This window comes from Mycobacterium sp. (assembly GCF_035314665.1).
In the GTDB taxonomy this organism is placed as follows: domain Bacteria; phylum Actinomycetota; class Actinomycetes; order Mycobacteriales; family Mycobacteriaceae; genus Mycobacterium.
Genome location: NZ_DATFZD010000123.1, coordinates 1 through 17407, shown reverse-complemented (window position 1 = coordinate 17407; position 17407 = coordinate 1). Strand labels below are relative to the sequence as shown.

The following is a 17407-nucleotide window of genomic DNA, read 5'->3' as shown; positions in this document are numbered from 1 at the left end:
CACGAGGGGTGCGGCGCGAAAACCGTTGGTGGTGAGCAGATGTGGTCGGATAGTGGGCTGTTAGATGATGGCGCCGCCGTTGACGCCGATGACTTGGCCGGTGATGTAGCTGGCGGCGTCAGAGCACAGGAACGCGCACAGCGCGGCGACGTCGCCGCCGGTGCCCAGGCGGCCGGCGGGGACGGCTTTGACGAGGTATTCCGAGGGCGGCAGGGTTCCGGCGGCCTGCTGGGCGCGCAGCATGGGTGTGTCAATGACGAACGGGGGCACGGTGTTTGCGGTGATGCCTTTGGCGGCGTAGTCCAGCGCGATGGTCTTGGTGAGGGCGATGACACCGCCTTTGGTGGCTGAGTAGTGGCCTTGTCGGGATGCGCCGCGTTGGCCGGCTGCGGAGGAGATGGTGACGATGCGGCCCCACTGTGCGGCGACCATGTCGGCCAGGGCGGCGCGTAGACAGAGGAAGGTGCCGGTGAGGTTGACCGACAGGTAGTGGTTCCATTCGGTCAGGGTGATGTTGTCGAAGCGGGTGAACCCGGCCACGGCGGCGCTGGTGACCAGGATGTCGACCGGGCCGAGTTCGCGGCGGATGGTGTTGAACGCGGTGTTGACGGCGGTCTCGTCGGAGACGTCGGCCAGCACTGGCAGGGCGTGTCCGGCGTGATCGCGCACGGTGGCGGCCACCTGTTCGGCGGCTTCGGGATTGGTGTCGAGGACGGCGACGCGGTGTCCGTCGTGGGCCAGGGCGGCGCAGATCGCTTCTCCGAGGCCTGAGCCGCCGCCGGTGACCACTGCTACCCGACTCATGTGTGTGTCTCCTGTCCTGTCAACGGCGTGACCGGCCGCCGCGCGTGTGGTGGCTGTCGCTATATTCCGGCCGGTCCGGGTGCGCCGTGCATGTACAGCGTTTGTCCTGAGCAGAAGCTGGCGGCGTCGGAGGCGAAAAACAGTACGCCGTAGCCGATCTCGTCGGGCTCACCGAGGCGGCCCAGCCCGTTGGACAGGGCGATCGCGTCGGGGTCGAGCCCGTATCGGGCTGCGTCGTCGGTCAGGGTGGCGGCGCGTACGGCGCCGACGGCGATGGCGTTGACGCGGACTCCTTTTTTCGCCCATGCGGCGGCCATCGATCCGGTGAGGTTGTTCATCGCTGCTTTGGCTGCGCCGTAGGGCGCGGCCTGGGGCATGGCCAGCAGGCTCGCGCCGGAGGAGATGTTGACGATTGCGCCTTTGCCTTGGGCGAACATGGGTTTGGCGACGGCTTTGGACAGATGCCACACGGCTCCGAAATTCAGTGCCAGAGTGTGTTCGAAGTCGTCGTCGGGCCATTTGAGGATGGGTTTGGTTTCCGCACCGCCGGCGCAGTTGACCAGGATGTCGACCCGGCTGAATTCGCGCATCGTGTCGTCGACGAGCTGGCGGCAGGCCGCCGCGGTGGTGACATCAGACGGTATCGCCAGTGCCCGCCGGCCGAGGGCGTCGATCTCTTTTGCTGTGGCGTGCAGGGGTTCTGGGCGCCGGCCGGCGAGCACGACGTCGGCGCCGTGCTCGGCCAGGACCAGGGCCGAGGCTCGCCCGATCCCGGTGCCGCCGCCGGTCACCAGCGCGACGCGGCCCTCGAGGTTGAACCGATCAGACACGTGCTGCTCCTGTTCGTTGGCGACACCGGCCCGCCACGAGGGCCGGGCCGCGGGTCGTGGTGCGGTGGCGGGTTAGGCGCTGATCCATGCGCCGCCGTCCGCGTGCAGGTTCTGCCCGGTGATCCAGTGGCTGTCATCGCTGGCCAGGAACACGAATACCGGGAAAACGTCGTCGTAGGGGTCGCCGATCTTGCCGAACGGGTTGTCCTGGAACGCTTTTCGTGCCCATTCCTGGACTTCGGGTCGGCGTTTGTGCAGCAGGTTGGTGGTGTTGTCGGTCCATCCGCCGGGGCTGACGGTGTTGACCCGGATGTTGAATTCGCCCCATTCCCTGGCCACGACGCGTGACAGGCCTCGGATGGCTTCTTTGGCGGCGGCGTAGGCGGCGTGAAACGGGGTGCCTTCGATGCCTCCTTCGGAGGCGGTGTTGATGATGGAGGCGCCGGCGCCGGGCTTGTCGCGCATGTGCGCGAAGCACAGTTTCATCATTTGCCAGGTGGCGTAGAGCGATGTGCGTAGTTCGGTGTCGAGGTCGTCGCTGCTAAAGTTCAGAAAGCTGCGCAGGTCGGTGATTTTGTGGGCGTTGTTGAGCAGCACGTCGATGGTGCCGAAGCGCTCGATCGCGGCGTCGACGAACGCGGCGAGTTCGTCGTGGCGGCCGACATCGCAGCGCAACGCCACGACGTCGGCTCCGCGTTCGCGGCAGAGACGTTCGGTGTCAGCGAGTTTGGCTTCCTGGACGTCGCAGATCGCGAGGTTGGCTCCTTCGTGGGCGAAGCGCAGCGCGTGCTGTTTACCCAGCCCGCTCGCGCAGCCGGTGATGACGGCGACCTTGCCCTCGAGTTTGCCCATGGCTTCAGCGATTTCGTGTCTGTTGATGCCCGCTGCTACCCGGCGGCCGACGGTGGCGGTGACTGCAGGTAGACGTCGAGGTGGCAGACCTTGCCGTCGTCGTTGAACTCGAACACGTTCATCGAATTGACCACCAGCCAGTCGTGGCCGTAGCGGTGTCGCTCTTCGACTTCGAAGTAGACGCGGTGCTCGAGTTCGGCGACCCGGCGCACGGTCGTCTCGAACCCCTGGATGCTGCCGGCCCAGCCCTGGATCATCTCGGTGTAGCCGACCCAGTCCTGGACGTCGAGGAACGGGCCGGCCCGTTCGAACTCGTCGATCGCAATGAACTCACCGAGCGGAGCCCAATCTGTGGGCTCCTTCGCGGTGGGCACCAGCTTGACGACGGTGTCCTGGTAGGCGATGACCTTGCTGGTCAAGGGTCCGTACTGGTCCACGGTGGACTCTCCTTCGGTGGGCTTGCGGGCGCGTCGCGCCGATACAGTGCCAGGTTTCGGTCGGATAGGCGGGCGCCCGTTCAGCGTTGTCTGATGGCTGGGATGTCGCTGGAGTTAGGTCGTGAAAGATGTTGCGTCACATGTAGATTCCACCGTTGACGTTGATCTGTTGGCCGGTGATGTAGCCGGCGTCCTCGGAGCACAGGAATTCACACGCCGCGGCGATGTCGTCGCTGGTGCCGACGCGTTTGAGCGGCAGCATCGCCCCGATGTCGTCCAGGCTGGCCGGCAGCGTGCCGTCGGCTTCGGCCGCCCGCGCCATGGGCGTGTCCACCAGTGCTGGTGGGATCGTGTTCACGGTGATGCCGTGTCCGGCGAATTCGGCTGCCAGCGCCCGGGTTAGCGCGATGACCGCGCCTTTGGAGGCGACGTAGTCGGCTTGCCCGGGGGCGGCGGCCTGGCCTGCGGCCGAGGAGATCGTGACCACCCGCCCCCAGCCGGCGGCGATCATGTCCGGGATCACGGCCTGCACACTGTTGAACGTCCCGGTCAGGTTGATGGCCAGGGTGCGGTTCCACTGCTCGATGCTCAGCTCGGTGAACGGCGCGTAGGAGGTGATCCCGGCGCTGGTGACCGCGATATGCACCGGCCCCAGATCGCAGCGCACGGCGTTGACGGCGTCGATGACCGCGGCGCGGTCGGTGACATCGACCTCGTATCCGCGGGCATCACATCCGCTGTGCTGCAGAGCATTTACTTGTTGTTTCAGGGTGTCGCCGGCCTGATCGAACAGGGCGACTTTGTGGCCGCGTCGGGCCAGCCGCCCGCTGATCGCCGCCCCGATCCCCGACGCGCCGCCGGTGATCACCGCAACTCTGCTCATCGCTGTCTCTTTGCTATCGGGGTTCGGTTACTGCGCTGCGGTCAGGATCAGGTGCAGGTTGCTCAGCCCGCGGACGATGAACGTCGGGTCGTAGTCGAAGCGGCGCTGACCGGCCGGGCCGTGCACGTCGTCGTCGATCGAGATGTCAGAGGTGCGGTCCAGGAACCGATTCAGCGTCACCCGGCCCTCTGCCCGTGCCAGCGGGCCGCCCGGGCATGAGTGCGCGCCGCGGCCGAAAGCGATGTGTTCGCGCACATTGGTCCGGCCCAGTACACATTGCGCCGGATGCTCGAAGCGGCTCTGGTCGCGGTTGGCCGCACCGGGGTGGATCATCACGGTGGTGCCTGCCGGGATCGCGACCCCGCCCAGGGTGGTGTCGACGCGGGCCAGCCGGAAATCGCTCATGGTGGGGCTTTCCAAGCGCAGCACCTCTTCGACGAACTCCGGGATCAGCCCGCGGTCGGCGCGCAGCCGTTGTTGAGTGTCTTTGTCTTCGGCCACGATTCGCAGTGCCGCGGCCAGCATCCGCGCCGAGGTGTCCTGCCCGGCACCGAACAGGAAGGTCGCCGTGCGCACGATGGCGTCCAGGTCGGGCAGCGTGCCGTCTTCGTAGGTGGCGCTGGCCAGATGGGTGAGGATGTCATCGCGGGGGTGGGCGCGGCGGTCCTCGATGTAGTGCCCGAACTTCTGATACAGGAATTCCAGCGGATTGACCGGCAGCGTGTCCTCGCTTCCCACCACGCTGATGGTGCTGCCGGCGAGCACCTGCTGAACCTCGGGGCGGTCCTGTTCGGGGACGCCGAGAAGGTCGGCGATGGCCCACGTCGTGAACGCTTTGCCGTACTCGTTGACCACTTCACAGCGCCCGCTGTCGATAAAGCTGTCGATGCAGCGATCGGCGATCCCGGCCAGCGCGGCCTCGTTCTCTTTGAGCCGGCGCGGGGTGAGCAGTTTGCGCAGCAGTCCGCGTTGGGCCTCGTGGTTGGTGCCGTCCATCGTGACCATGAATTCGCTGAACGGCCACTGATTTCGCGAGGCGTTGATCACGTCGGTGACATCGCTGACCCCTGCCTCGGGCTGGACCACAGGCGGAAACGGGCCACCCACCGCGTTGCACGACGAGTAGGTCTCCGCTTCGCGGTAGACCGCGACCGCTTCGTCATAACCGGTCACCGCCACCACCCCTGCATGGGGCACCGCGGCAACCGGACACTGCGAGCGCAGCGCGTCGAAGTACGGGTAGGGATCAGTGACCACCGCGGTGTCGGTGAAGAAGTCGATGTTCGCGACGTCGCGCGTAGCGCCGCTCGTACCCGAAGCCTGGCCGGTCGCAGTGCTGGCGGTTTCCACGACATCTACCTCCACATCGACGCGTCAGGACCCGAAAAGTTCATACAGATGTATAGCCTATACAGGCGTACAGTGCAAGGGGGTCGTCGTTGCGACGTGCCGGGCTTGCCGCCGCCGTGAGGCGGGCACGGCGGTGCGGTGCCAACTCGTGACTGACTCGCGAAAATGGTGTACGCACAACAGTTTTCCCACAGCGATCAGTGGTGGGCTTCGAACCGAAGGAGTAGTCATGGCTCGGATTGACCCGCTGCCGCGTGATCAGTGGTCACCGCAGATGCGTGAGGCTCTAGGCGCGATGGTGCCCACCCAGCGGCGCTACCCCCTGACCCGGGAAGGCCGCCCCAGCGGCACCAACATCTTGGGAGCGCTGGCGCATCACCCCGGTCTGGCGAAACGCTATTTCGCCCTCAACGGTCATCTGTTGCTGGCGACCACGCTCAGCGAGCGGCATCGCGAACTGATCATCATGCGCGCCGCGGTGCTCGCCGGATCGTCGTATGAGTGGGTTCAGCACATCTTCTTGGCCCGCGACGCCGGGTTGAGCGACCTCGAAATCGCCTGGATCGCTTGGGGTCCCGATGCGCCGTTCTGGGATGCCTGCGATGCCGCGGTGCTGCGCGCCGTCGACGACCTCGCGAACCGTGGCGCTATCGGCGACGACGCGTGGGCCGCTGTGACGGCACACCTGGACACCGAGCAGGTCCTGGATCTCATCTTCACCGCCGGCTCCTACACCCTGCTGGCGTGGATGGTGAACTCCCTGCAGATCCCACTGGATGACGATCTTCGCGCGGCACTCACCGCGGCACCTCGACCTGCAGCCCCCGATAGCCACATCAGGACCGAGCCGTGACCGGCGCCCCGCGCGCAGGCATCCGGGCTGTACGGGTGCACAGCATGCTGTCCGGTACCGCAGTCGCGGTGCGACAGGGGGCGGTCAGGAGGTGGGTGTGACCACTCGCAAGGGTGCCGGTGCTGCCAAGTCCTCCACCCGCGACACGATTCTTGACTGCGTCGAGCGGCTGCTGCTCGATCAGGGACACGCCGGTGTCAGCTACCGCATCCTGGCGGCCACGGCCGGGGTGAAACCCAGTCTCGTGCAGTACTACTTCCCCACCCTGGACAGTGTGTTCGTTGCGATGGTGCACCGCCTCATCGAGCGTGATCTGCAGCGCTGGAACGACGCCCTGGCCCACCGCCCTGATGAACCGCTGCGGGTGTTGTGGGAGTACAGCTTCAGCGAAGCGGCCGGCGCGATGAGCACCGAACTGATGGCGCTGGGCAACCATCGGCCCGCGCTGCGCGATGAGATCGCCGCCGGCACCGAACGCATCCGCCACACCCAGTTGCGGGCGCTGCGCGCCACCTACGGTGACCGGCTGCTGCTCGATGACCGGTTTTCCCCCGAGGCGATGGTGGTGCTGCTGACCAGCATGCCGAAATACCTTAGCCTCGAAGACGGCATCAACGTCGACATGGGCCACAACGCCCTGATCGACGCGTTCGAAAGCTACCTCGACGCCATCGAGCCCCGCCACTAGCCCATCGAGCTTGCCGTCCAGGCTTTCTCGGGTCGCGCGGTGTCAGCTGACGATCGCGGGCATGGTGTCCCAGCCCCGAACCGTCGACGTGCGTGAGCGGCGCGTGCCGGCGTAGTCGATCTCCCAGTGCGGGAACCGTTTCAGCACTTCCTCCAGCGCGATCCGGCCCTCCAGACGCGCCAGCGGCGCACCCAGGCAGAAGTGCGCGCCACGCCCGAACGTCAAGTGTCCGCCGGGCTTTCGATGCAGATTGAACCGGTCGGGGTCCTCAAAGTGACGCTCGTCGCGGTTGGCCGAGGCCAGCATCAGCAGCAGCGCGCTGCCCGCGGGCACCGACTGCCCATGAAACTCAATGTCGTCGGTGGCGACGTACCGCGCGACGTGCGGGCCGGGCGGTTCGAAGCGCAACAGCTCCTCGATCGCGCCCGGCACCAACCCGTGATCGGCAGCCAGCGCCCGCAGCTGATCGGGATGCTCGGCGAGCACCTTGCCCATCCATCCGAACAACCGCCCGGTCGTCTCGACACCGGCGCCGGCGATCACCGCCAGGAAGATCAGCAACTCGTTTGTGCGCAGCCGACGCGTCGTGCCGGTCTCATCGTCGAACTCAACGGCCAACAACTCGGTGATCAGGTCATCGGAGGGATTCTTTCTGCGCCACGCGACATAGTCGCCGAACATGTCGCCATCGAAGTAATGGTCTTTGTCCACCGGAAGCGGTTCCCCGGGCCGGTTACGCAGCACCCGGTGGGCTTGCGCGCGCACCGAGGGCTGGTCGGCGTGCGGGATGCCGACCAGCATGCCGATCGTTTTCATCGGCAGTTCACGGCCCAGATCCTGCACGAAATCGAAGCGATCACCCCCGACCAGCGGATCCAGACAGGCGACGCAGAACGCCCGGATCTTGTCCTCGAGCGCCTTCATCTTCTTCGGCGCGAACGCCCGCCCCACCAGCGTCCGGTGAATAGTGTGCAAGGGTGGGTCTTCGTTGATGAACACCCCCGGCGGCATCACCGGATCGGTCTTGACCACCTCGAGGATGTCCCCTTTGGCCGAGCTGAGCCGTTGCGGATCCCGCAGCGCCGCATCGACATCGGCATAACGGCTCAACGTCCAAAAATCGTGACGTTCGTTGTACATCAACGGCTGCTCGTCACGCAGCCGCTTGTAAGTCGGGTACGGATCCAGATCGATCTCGACGTCCCAGGGGTCGTAATACACACCGCTGTCGACCCCATCTCGGATGCTCATCTGTACGACTGTATAGCAATGCTGTACGGTCGTACAGTGCACTGCGGTGGCGACGCACTGCCGCAGCCGCCTCACCACGAAGGAGGGCGCCATGCCGCCACACGAACAGGCCACCTCAGCGACGATCGGGCTGGCACTCACCGGCATGACCGCCGCGGACCTCGCCGCGCCGCAGGCCGCCGCCGACGCTCAACGCGCTCTAGATGAGCACGGGGTGGTTGTCTACCGCGAAGTCAATCTCGACGACGACGAATTGCTGGCGTTCAGCCGCCGGCTGGGCACGCTTGTCACCCAGCCCACTGGCGAGCATCGCCATCCTGAAATCCAGACGATCACACTGGATCCCACCAAGACCAATGCGCTGCTGGCGTCCTATCGGCAGGGAAATTTTCACTGGCACATCGACGGTGCCACTGACGAGATTCCGCAGAAAGCAACGCTGTTGACCGCGCGAGCGGTCGACCCCGCCGGCGGTGACACCGAATTCGCCAACACCTACGCCGCCTACTCCGCACTCAGCGACGACGACAAGGACCAGATCGCCGACCTGCAGGTCCTGCACACCTTCGCCCATGCACAGTCACTGGCCAACCCCGACGCCACCGACGAGCAGCGCGCCTCGTGGAACCGCGTGCCCTCCCGCACACATCCGCTCGTGTGGACCCGGCGCAACGGCCGCAAATCAATGCTGCTCGGCGCAACCGCCGCCGAAATCGTCGGCTGGCCCACCGACAAAAGCCGTGCCCTGCTTGACCGGCTCCTGGCGTGGTGCACCCAGCCGCACTTCAGGCTGCGCCACCACTGGCGCGTCGGGGACCTCGTAATGTGGGACAACACCGGAATGCTGCACCGCGCCCTACCTTTCGAGCCGACCTCGTTGCGACTCATGCACCGCACCACCCTGGTCGGCGAAGAACCCGTCTCGGCGACCTGATACGCACGGCCGCGGTATCGGTGACTCGCCACGGCTGACAGATAGGGACGACACCGATCCGGGCCGCATGCCGGGAACCACACGGCGATCGTGTGGCGGCGACACCGGTCTTCGGTGCCTGGCTGATCGGTCAGCGTGATCACGGCGTTGCGGTCACTCGGTGAATCAGCCAGCCGACCAACTGGTTTCGTACGTCCGGATCGCGTGAGGGTTCGTGCACACGCAGTACTTCGATCACGGCGACGATCGCCGCGGCGGCCATCCGGGTGCCGTCGTCAGACATTCCCGCAGATGTCAATCCGGCGATCGCGCAGGAGTTCAGGACGACCGGCCGTTGTTTAACAACGATGGCCTATTTGTCAATCTTCGCTGCATCTCGACAACTACTACTACTACTACTACTACTACTACTACTACTACTACTACTACTACTACTACTACTACTACTACTACTACTACCGCGCCATGTTGGCGAACCGCGACAAGTGCAGCTGGTGCGCGACGGTCACCGTCTTGGTCGGACCGTTGCGGTGCTTGGCAAGGATCAAGTCGGCCTCACCGCCGCGCGGATCGTCGCGTTCGAACGCGTCCGGCCGGTTCAGCAGAATGACCATGTCCGCATCTTGTTCTAGCGATCCCGACTCACGAAGATCGGCCAACATCGGCTTCTTGTCGGTGCGCTGCTCAGGACCGCGGTTGAGCTGGCTGATCGCAACCACCGGAACCTCAAGCTCCTTCGCCAGAAGCTTCAAGTGGCGGGAGAATTCGGACACCTCAATCTGCCGAGACTCGACTTTCTTGCCCGATGTCATCAGCTGCAGGTAGTCGACAACGATCAGCCGCAGGTCGGCCCGTTGCCGCAGCCGGCGCGCCTTGGCGCGGATTTCCATCATCGTCAGGTTCGGCGAGTCGTCGATATACAGCGGCGCCTCGCTGATTTCGCTCATCCGCCGGGCCAGCCGGGTCCAGTCGTCGTCGCTCATCCGGCCCGAACGCATATCGGCAAGCTTGATCTTCGCCTCGGCCGACAACAGCCGCATCACGATCTCGGACTTGCTCATCTCCAACGAGAAAATCACGCTGGCCATCCGGTTCTTGATGGAGCAGGACCGCATGAAATCCAAACCGAGCGTGGAGTTGTGCGTCGGCACCATGCCGCGGCCGGCCAGATACAGGCGGGCGGGGTTATCCACCTGTACACAGCGCACCGGGACGCTGCTGACCGGGCGCACGGCGTCGACTTGCAGCAGAGGCGCCAACAAGGTCGTGGCGCCCGGGCGCTTCCCGTAGCGCACGATCGATCCCGCCGCGGCGATAGTGTCCAGTCCACCCCGCAATTGGCCCGTCGTGCGGATGCCGTAACCCGTGGGCCACTGGTGGTCGGCGTCGGCGACGATGACCGTGCCGTCGGAGAATTCGACCTCGTAGCATGGACGGCCCAGCATGACATCCGTCGCGGCTAGGACCCGCGTCGGCTCCCCATCGGCACCCAGCAAATCGTCACCGACTGCGACGTCGGCCATCGTCGTCCAGCCGTTCGGCGTCGGCAGCGGAGTGCGCAGCGCCAGTGCCTTGCCCACGCCAGGCCTGGCCGCGACGATGATCATCTGGCCCGGATGCAGGCCATTGGTCACCTCGTCGAGCTCGCTGAAACCGGTCGGCACGCCGCGAGCGAGTCCACCATTGGACGCGATCGCGTCGATCTCGTCCATGGTCGGCTGCAGCAGGTCCTCCAGCGGGACGAAGTCCTCGGAGAGCCGCCGATCGGTGACGTCGTAAATCTCGGCCTGCGCCCGGTCAACCAACTCGGCGACGTCGGCGCCCTCCGCGCCCGCGTAGCCGTACTGCACCACCCGGGTGCCGGCTTCCACCAGCCGGCGCAGCAGCGCCTTCTCGGCGACGATTTCGGCGTAGTACCCGGCGTTGGCCGCCGTCGGCACCATCGAGATCAACGTGTGCAGGTACGGCGCGCCACCGACCCGGCGCAGCAGGCCGCGGCGGTCCAACTCGGCGGCGACCGTCACCGCGTCGGCCGGCTCCCCGCGCCCATAGAGGTCCAGGACGGCGTCGTAGACGTTCTGGTGCGCGGGGCGGTAGAAGTCGCCGGGCCGCAGCTTCTCCAGCACGTCGGCGATGGCGTCCTTGCTCAGCAGCATCCCGCCCAACACCGATTGCTCGGCAGCCAGATCTTGCGGCGGTTGACGGCCGAAGTCCTCGCTGGGGGCGTCCATGCCGGGGTGGCCTAGGTCGTCAACGACTGCCATGGCCTCCCCACCTCCTCCGGCACACCGCTCGAACGCATATTCGATACAGGTGACTAGACGTTAAGTCCTGCCACCGACATCGCTCGACTCAGCCAAACCGCTCGACCCGCCCCCGCAAGCCTGGAACCCCCGCCCCAGACCCTTCGTAGTCGACCCCCGCACAGCAGCATCATCTTGCGACGGGTCGACGCTAAAGGTTGCTGGCAAGGACTCCAAACGGCGTTGTTCATAGACCTGTGGATCGTGTGTGCATATCCGTGAGCGCCTGTGTTGAGGGGGTGTGCAGAACTTGTGGAGCAATATGCGGCATTGCGGCATCACTGCAGATAAGCGGACCACACAGCCACACACTTCGTGTGGATGAGAATCTCTTCGGCGTGTCGGGTCGGGTTGCCACTTCGGGCGTGTTGCGTTTCAGGCAATGATTCGCGGCGTTAACGGACGGTTACGTTCGCTAACTGTCGCGTTCGCGTGCAAGTTCGCCAGCGGATACAGCAACGTCAATACCCCAGTGGCGGCCCAGAGGGCCCCCACTGGGGTAGGGTATCGAGCCTTATCCCTCGGCCACAACGTCGAGCGCGATTTCGACGTCTACGTCCGGGTGTACATGCAGCGTGACCGGATGGTTACCAACGGCCTTGATGTGGCCTTTAGGCAACCGGACGATACGCTTGTCGAGGTTAGGTCCGCCGGCTTTTCTGATCGCGGTGACGATGTCACCGGACGTCACCGAGCCGAACAGCTTGCCCGAGTCGCCGGCGGTCTTCACCGGCAACGCAACCGCGCCCAGTGCTTCGATCGCGGCCTTGATTTCGTTGGCGTGCTCAAGATCTCGCACTTGCTTGGATTCCCGGGCACGACGGATGTCCTCAACTTGCTTCGCGGCGCCGCGCGACGCGACGATCGCCAGGCCGCGCGGGAGCAAGAAGTTGCGGCCGTATCCGTCTTTCACCTCGACGCTGTCGCCGGCGGTACCCAGGTGGTCGACATCGGCGGTCAAAATGAGCTTCATCTTTTCGTCAATTCCGTTCTGCGTAAGCCGTTTACCGCGACGCGGACGTGAACGGCAGCAACGCGACCTCGCGGGCATTCTTCACCGCGATCGCAATATCACGCTGGTGCTGCACGCAGTTGCCGGTCACCCGACGCGCACGAATCTTGCCGCGCTCGCTGATGTACGTCCGCAGCAGCTGGGTGTCCTTGTAGTCGATCTCTTGGCCCTTTTTGGAGCAGAACACACATTTGCGCGTCTTGACCGGCTTCTCCGGCGCCGGCCGCCGCTTGTTACTGGACTTGGCCATGTCTATCTCTTTCGTTCTGTCGATCTCAAGTTAAAAGGTTAAAAGGGTGGTTCGTCGTCGCCGCCGCCGAACGAACCCGATGCCGGGGCGCTGCCCCACGGGTCGTCGCTGGCGCCGCCACCGCCGGTCTGGGCCGGCTGACGGGAGCCCCCGCCGCCGCCACCGAAGCCACCACCGCCACCGCCGCTGCGGCTGGCCTTGTTGACCTTGGCGGTGGCGTAGCGAAGTGACGGGCCGATCTCGTCGACCTCGACCTCGAACACGGTGCGCTTCTCGCCCTCACGGGTTTCGAACGACCGCTGCTTGAGCCGGCCCTGCACGATCACCCTGGAGCCCCGCGTCAGGCTTTCGGCCACGTTCTCGGCGGCTTCACGCCAGATGTTGCACCGCAGGAACAGCGCCTCGCCGTCCTTCCATTCCCCGCTCTGGCGGTCGTAGATCCGCGGAGTCGACGCCACCGTGAAATTCGCCACGGCGGCACCCGACGGGGTGAACCGCAGTTCGGGGTCAGCGGTCAAGTTTCCGACGACGGTGATGGTGGTGTCACCAGCCACAGTGACCTCCTAGTCCTCGTGGGCCTGCCGGGATCGGCGGGTGGGGTGGTCATGAGCGTGCTGTCGCAGAGCCTACGCAACGGCTACGACGCGACGCGGTCATTCGCCAACAGGCTCCTGTTCATTGCCCGGCTCCTCCTCATCGCGTTACGCGCTCTGCATCGTCGCCGGGCGGGTCGCGTCAGTGCTTGTCGGTACGCATCACTTTGGTGCGCAACACCGACTCGTTCAGGCTGAGCTGACGGTCGAGTTCGTGCACCGTCGCGGGCGCGGCCTTGAGATCGATCACCGCGTAGATGCCCTCGGCATGCTTCGCGATCTCGTAAGCCAGCCGCCGCCGACCCCAGATGTCGACCTTGTCCACGCTTCCGCCGTCTTTGCGGACGACGTTGAGAAAGGTCTCCAACGACGGGGCTACGGTGCGCTCGTCAAGGGTGGGGTCAAGGATGACCATGATTTCGTATGGACGCATGGGAACCTCATCACCTCCTATGGTCGTTTGCGGCCACGGTCTTGTCCGTGGCAGGAGGGTCGCCTGCGTCGGCAACCGCCCCAGGCTACCGGACGGGCGCCGAGCCTGCGAAATCCGCTTCGGCCGCGGCGCTCGCCTGCCCAGGCTGTCGTAGCCGAGCCGGGCGCAGCCACGGCGCCAGCCAGCTGGGCGGCGCGTCGGCGGCCCGGTCGAACACCCCGCCCGCCGGATCGTCGATCCGTCCACTCCAACGCACCAAATCCTCCTCGGGCCGGTAGATCTGCCGGACCACCAGCGCGCACAGGGCCAGCACCGCCACGTCACGCAGCAGCACCGTCGCGGTGAACCACTGCTCGGGCAGGCCACGGTTGGGCACGGGATAGAGGTAGTACATCCGCGGCACCCAGACCAGCGCGTCGATCGTCATCCACGTCAACAGGATCCGGCGGTGTGGCAACGCCAGCACCGCCAGCGGGACCAGCCACAGCGAGAACTGCGGGCTCCACACCTTATTGGTCAGCAGGAACGCTGCTACGACCAGAAATGCCAGCTGCGCCACCCGTGGCCGCCGTGGAGCGGTCAGTGCGATGTAGCCGATCGCCGCACAAGCCAATACGAACAGCGCCAAAACAACCTCGTTGAGCCGCTCTGGCGGCTGCCAGAAACCGAGATTCGGATCGAAACCCTGCCAACCGGTGAACGATTTGACGACATTGAACAGCGAATCCATGTCATCGCCGCGGCGGGCGTTCAGCCGGAAGAACTCCGACCAGCCCCGCGGGAAGAGCACCATCACCGGCAGGTTCACCGCCAGCCACGTCGCCACGGTAAAGGCCGCGGTGCGGGCCAGCTCGCCGAGCCGCCCGGTCCGGATGCCCAGCACCAATAGCGGTCCCAACAACAACGCCGGATACAGCTTGGCCGCGACACCCAGCCCGAGCAGCACGCCGGCCAGCACCGGTCGCCGCCGCGCCCACGCCAGCAGCCCGCCGATGGCCAAAGCCGTTGCCAGCGCGTCGAAATTCGTGAACATCTGAAAGATCACCAGCGGAGACGCGCCGACCAACGCCGCATCCCACACCCGCCGACCGGCCAGCCCCGCGGTGGCCCACAGCGTCGCCAACCAAGCCAACGCCAGCCCGAGTGCGGCGATGTCGAAAAAGACCACCACCTCGGCGATCACCGGCAGCCCGACCACCTTGCTCAACGCGGTGTAGGTCTTGGCCAACGCCATCGACACGTACTGATACACCCCGGTGAGCACCGGGTACTCCATGTAGCGCACCGCAGGTCGGCCGTCGTAGCGGGTTTGCGGTTTGCCGTCGGCGCCCTTCTCGACCCAGCTGGACTTGTACGGAAACTTGCCCTGGCTCAACAACTCCGCACCGTACAGCGGCACCGTGTCTGAGTAGCACAGCTCGTAGTAGGCGCGCTGGTTCTGCCAGTTGGCGACTCGCTGGTCGCCCGGCCCGGTTCCGCTGTTCTGCAAACACGCCGCTTTCGTCGACCAGCCCAGTGCCAAGAACACCAGCGCGATCAAAAACATCACCCGCAACGGGGTCAGGAACGCCGCGCGCCCGATCACCGCATGCCGGCCCACCGGGCCGCCCACAACGTCCGACAGCGCCGCGCCCAGAACGTCGGTGCGACTGGGGCAATCGCGGTCATCGGCGGAGCGCAAGTCGGCGGCCAACGGCCGCGGCGAGATGGAGGGGCGACCCGTCTCGGCGTCGATCACGGCGGCGGCGAAACAGGCTCGGGCGCTCCCGGTGGCGGCGGTGCGGGTGCCGGTTGAACGGGAACCGTACTGGGCGGCCCGACCGGAATCGTGATGCCCGGCGCTACCTCGATCGTGGGTTGGATGACCGTCATCTGCGGCGGCGCTGGTGGCGGCGGAGGCGCGACCGGCGCCCCGGCGTAGCCGCCGATCTCCGCAGGCTTGGGGAAGGACTCGGTATTGGTGCCCTTGAGTGCACCGTCCATGGTCGCCTTCCAGATGTCCGACGGCAGACCCGAACCGTAGATCGGGCCGCCCCACCTGTTGACCAGTGGCTTGTCGCCGGTCACGGTGCCCACCCACACCGCTGTCGACAGCGACGGGGTGTAGCCGACCATCCAGGCGTCCTTGTCGGCGTCGGTGTCACCCAACTGGGTGGTGCCGGTCTTGGCCGCGGACGGCCGCCCGCCGGCCAACGCGTGGCCGCGCGAGTACGAGGCGATCGGCTGCATCGCCGACGTGACGTTGTCGGCGACGTCCTTGGGGATCCGCTGTTCGCCGGCGTTGTTGGAGTTGGTGGCGTCGAACAGCACCCGACCGTCGGCGTTGACCACCCTTTGCACGAAATGCGGTTGGTGATAGACACCCGATGCGGCCAGCGTGGCGTACGCCGAGGCCATGTCGAACACCCGAGTCTGGTACTGGCCCAACACGATTCCGTTGTTGGGCGGGCCACCTTTGCCGTCCTCGGACAATGTGTGGTCCACACCGGGGAAGCTGGTCGCAATGCCGGCCTGGTGTGCGGCGTCGGCGACGTCGTCCGCACCGTGCTTCAACTTGAGCATCAGCCGGTAGTAGGAGGTGTTCAGCGACTGCTTCAGCGCCTCGGCGATATTGCAGACTCCGCAGCTCTCACCGTCGACATTGGTGATCTTGATGCCGTTGACCGTCAGCGGCGAGCTGTCCACCTGAGTGCCCAGACCGATACCCTGCTCCAGCGCGGCGATCAGCGCGAACACCTTGAACGACGACCCGGTCTGCAGCCCGGCTTGGGCGAAATCGAAGCCGTTCGCGTCGTTGCCGCCGTAGTACGCCTTCACCGCGCCGTTGTGCGGGTCGATGGAGACCACCGCGGTGCGCATGTCGGGGGCCTGGCCGTCCATGTACTTCGACACGGCCTGCTCTGCGTCCTTCTGCGCTTGCGGATCGATGGTGGTGGTGATCTGCAGCCCCTGGGTGTTCAGCGTCTGTTCGTCGATGTTGAACAGATCCATCAGCTCCCGGCGCACCTGCCGTTCGATCAGCCCGTTGGGTCCGCTGATCTGGTTTTGCGCGCGGGCCTGATCGGGCGGCACCGTCGGCGGAAACTGTTGAGCCGCCCGGTCCGTCGGCGATAGCGCATGGTCGTCCACCATCCCGTCGAGCACCCAATTCCACCGGTGCTTGGCGCCCGGGAGGTCGACCGCGGGGTCGAGCGTGGACGGGCGCTGGATCAGCGCGGCCAGCAGTGCTCCGTCGGCCACGGTCAGCTGCTCGACGGGTTTGCCGAAGTAGGCCTTGGACGCCGCCGATACGCCGTAGGCGCCGCGACCGAAGTAAATGATGTTGAGATAGGCCTGCAGCACATCGTCTTTGGACCATTCGCCCGACATCTTGGTGGCGATGACGAGTTCTTTGGCCTTGCGGACCAGCCCGCCGACGCCGGCGCGCTGCGATCCCACCAACGCGTTCTTGACGTACTGCTGGGTGATCGTCGAACCGCCCTGCGTGTCGCCGCCGAAGATGTTGTTCTTGAACGCCCGCGCGAAGCCGGTGAACGAGAAGCCGGGATTGGAGTAGAAGTTGCGGTCCTCGGCTGCGATCACCGCCTGGCGCACGTGCACCGGCACCTGGCTGATGTTGACGTCCTCGCGATTGCCCTCCGGCGGAACGATTTTGGCCATCTCTGAGCCGTCGCTGGCCAGGATCGTGGAGACCTGGTTGGTGCGGATGTCGCCGGGCTTGGGAATGTCGACGATGAAGTAGGCCATCGCGAAGGTAACGATTGGCAGCAGCAGGATCACCGCGGCGCTGACGTAGAGCCCGCGACGGACCCACGTCCAGTCGATGTGGCGCAGCAAGTCCCAGTCGAGTCGCTGAGCCCAGCCGGGCAGCGGAGGCTTCCGCCCCGGCGGGCCCGGCGGCCGCGGCGGACGGCCGCCCGGCGGGCCACCAGTC

18 protein-coding genes are annotated in these 17407 nt (G+C 65.7%); 3 read left to right on the top strand and 15 right to left on the bottom strand.

All coding sequences use genetic code 11. The features are described from left to right. Positions 1-60: 60 nt before the first annotated feature. The 6 genes from VKI00_RS09180 to VKI00_RS09155 form a co-directional block, all read right to left on the bottom strand. Complete coding sequence (locus tag VKI00_RS09180) at positions 61-804, bottom strand: SDR family NAD(P)-dependent oxidoreductase (protein ID WP_324436903.1); 744 nt, start codon at positions 802-804, stop codon at positions 61-63. Positions 805-863: 59 nt separating this feature from the next. After that, entirely contained in the window at positions 864-1634 is a 771-nt protein-coding gene (locus VKI00_RS09175) for an SDR family oxidoreductase (protein WP_324436901.1), read from the bottom strand. A 72-nt stretch (positions 1635-1706) separates the two neighbouring features. Then, the gene (locus VKI00_RS09170) at positions 1707-2486 is read right to left on the bottom strand and encodes an SDR family oxidoreductase (RefSeq protein ID WP_324436900.1); all 780 of its coding nucleotides are present in this window, start codon (positions 2484-2486) and stop codon (positions 1707-1709) included. Positions 2487-2521: 35 nt separating this feature from the next. Further along, positions 2522-2923 (bottom strand): hypothetical protein, encoded by a 402-nt coding sequence (locus tag VKI00_RS09165; RefSeq protein ID WP_324436899.1) that lies wholly within the window; start codon positions 2921-2923, stop codon positions 2522-2524. 136 nt (positions 2924-3059) lie between these two features. Then, complete coding sequence (locus tag VKI00_RS09160; RefSeq protein ID WP_324436898.1) at positions 3060-3806, bottom strand: SDR family NAD(P)-dependent oxidoreductase; 747 nt, start codon at positions 3804-3806, stop codon at positions 3060-3062. 27 nt (positions 3807-3833) lie between these two features. Continuing rightward, the gene (locus VKI00_RS09155) at positions 3834-5156 is read right to left on the bottom strand and encodes a cytochrome P450 (protein WP_324436897.1); all 1323 of its coding nucleotides are present in this window, start codon (positions 5154-5156) and stop codon (positions 3834-3836) included. A 229-nt stretch (positions 5157-5385) separates the two neighbouring features. Between VKI00_RS09155 and VKI00_RS09150 the strand changes: the two genes are divergently transcribed. Both VKI00_RS09150 and VKI00_RS09145 read left to right on the top strand, forming a co-directional pair. Beyond that, the gene (locus tag VKI00_RS09150; protein ID WP_324436896.1) at positions 5386-6009 is read left to right on the top strand and encodes a carboxymuconolactone decarboxylase family protein; all 624 of its coding nucleotides are present in this window, start codon (positions 5386-5388) and stop codon (positions 6007-6009) included. Positions 6010-6106: 97 nt separating this feature from the next. After that, positions 6107-6697 (top strand): TetR/AcrR family transcriptional regulator, encoded by a 591-nt coding sequence (locus tag VKI00_RS09145; RefSeq protein WP_414687159.1) that lies wholly within the window; start codon positions 6107-6109, stop codon positions 6695-6697. A gap of 42 nt (positions 6698-6739) precedes the next feature. On the opposite strand, the gene VKI00_RS09140 is transcribed toward VKI00_RS09145, so the two are convergent. Beyond that, positions 6740-7948: a cytochrome P450 gene (locus tag VKI00_RS09140; RefSeq protein WP_324436893.1), complete on the bottom strand. Its 1209-nt coding sequence runs from the start codon at positions 7946-7948 to the stop codon at positions 6740-6742. Between the two features lie 91 nt (positions 7949-8039). Here VKI00_RS09140 and VKI00_RS09135 point away from each other — a divergent pair, with 91 nt between their 5' ends. After that, entirely contained in the window at positions 8040-8882 is an 843-nt protein-coding gene (locus VKI00_RS09135) for a TauD/TfdA family dioxygenase (protein WP_324436891.1), read from the top strand. Between the two features lie 139 nt (positions 8883-9021). Here VKI00_RS09135 and VKI00_RS09130 read toward each other — a convergent pair whose 3' ends face one another. From VKI00_RS09130 to VKI00_RS09095, 8 genes are all read right to left on the bottom strand, one after another. Then, positions 9022-9165, bottom strand: a complete 144-nt coding sequence (locus tag VKI00_RS09130; protein WP_324436890.1) for a hypothetical protein — start codon at positions 9163-9165, stop codon at positions 9022-9024. 172 nt (positions 9166-9337) lie between these two features. Beyond that, complete coding sequence (dnaB, locus tag VKI00_RS09125) at positions 9338-11146, bottom strand: replicative DNA helicase (RefSeq protein WP_324436889.1); 1809 nt, start codon at positions 11144-11146, stop codon at positions 9338-9340. 553 nt (positions 11147-11699) lie between these two features. Next, positions 11700-12158, bottom strand: a complete 459-nt coding sequence (rplI, locus tag VKI00_RS09120) for a 50S ribosomal protein L9 (RefSeq protein ID WP_324436888.1) — start codon at positions 12156-12158, stop codon at positions 11700-11702. A gap of 31 nt (positions 12159-12189) precedes the next feature. Beyond that, a complete protein-coding gene (rpsR, locus tag VKI00_RS09115; RefSeq protein WP_324436886.1) occupies positions 12190-12447 on the bottom strand; it encodes a 30S ribosomal protein S18 in 258 nt (85 codons plus the stop codon). Positions 12448-12485: 38 nt separating this feature from the next. Beyond that, positions 12486-13001, bottom strand: coding sequence for a single-stranded DNA-binding protein (locus VKI00_RS09110; RefSeq protein WP_324436884.1), 516 nt, complete (start codon positions 12999-13001; stop codon positions 12486-12488). A 181-nt stretch (positions 13002-13182) separates the two neighbouring features. Then, entirely contained in the window at positions 13183-13473 is a 291-nt protein-coding gene (gene rpsF / locus VKI00_RS09105) for a 30S ribosomal protein S6 (RefSeq protein WP_324436883.1), read from the bottom strand. Between the two features lie 85 nt (positions 13474-13558). After that, the gene (locus tag VKI00_RS09100) at positions 13559-15211 is read right to left on the bottom strand and encodes a glycosyltransferase family 87 protein (RefSeq protein WP_324436881.1); all 1653 of its coding nucleotides are present in this window, start codon (positions 15209-15211) and stop codon (positions 13559-13561) included. Beyond that, on the bottom strand, positions 15208-17407 hold a 2200-nt coding region (locus VKI00_RS09095; RefSeq protein WP_324436879.1), incomplete at its 5' end, for a transglycosylase domain-containing protein. The genes VKI00_RS09100 and VKI00_RS09095, both read right to left, overlap by 4 nt.

Bases quoted from the DNA above. Each gene is read 5' to 3' on its own strand.
- VKI00_RS09130 (WP_324436890.1), bottom strand. From the start codon at position 9,165: ATGTCTGACGACGGCACCCGGATGGCCGCCGCGGCGATCGTCGCCGTG.
- VKI00_RS09135 (WP_324436891.1), top strand. From the start codon at position 8,040: ATGCCGCCACACGAACAGGCCACCTCAGCGACGATCGGGCTGGCACTC.
- rpsF (WP_324436883.1), bottom strand. From the start codon at position 13,473: ATGCGTCCATACGAAATCATGGTCATCCTTGACCCCACCCTTGACGAG.
- VKI00_RS09140 (WP_324436893.1), bottom strand. From the start codon at position 7,948: ATGAGCATCCGAGATGGGGTCGACAGCGGTGTGTATTACGACCCCTGG.
- VKI00_RS09150 (WP_324436896.1), top strand. From the start codon at position 5,386: ATGGCTCGGATTGACCCGCTGCCGCGTGATCAGTGGTCACCGCAGATG.
- VKI00_RS09160 (WP_324436898.1), bottom strand. From the start codon at position 3,806: ATGAGCAGAGTTGCGGTGATCACCGGCGGCGCGTCGGGGATCGGGGCG.
- rplI (WP_324436888.1), bottom strand. From the start codon at position 12,158: ATGAAGCTCATTTTGACCGCCGATGTCGACCACCTGGGTACCGCCGGC.
- VKI00_RS09170 (WP_324436900.1), bottom strand. From the start codon at position 2,486: ATGGGCAAACTCGAGGGCAAGGTCGCCGTCATCACCGGCTGCGCGAGC.
- VKI00_RS09180 (WP_324436903.1), bottom strand. From the start codon at position 804: ATGAGTCGGGTAGCAGTGGTCACCGGCGGCGGCTCAGGCCTCGGAGAA.
- rpsR (WP_324436886.1), bottom strand. From the start codon at position 12,447: ATGGCCAAGTCCAGTAACAAGCGGCGGCCGGCGCCGGAGAAGCCGGTC.
- dnaB (WP_324436889.1), bottom strand. From the start codon at position 11,146: ATGGCAGTCGTTGACGACCTAGGCCACCCCGGCATGGACGCCCCCAGC.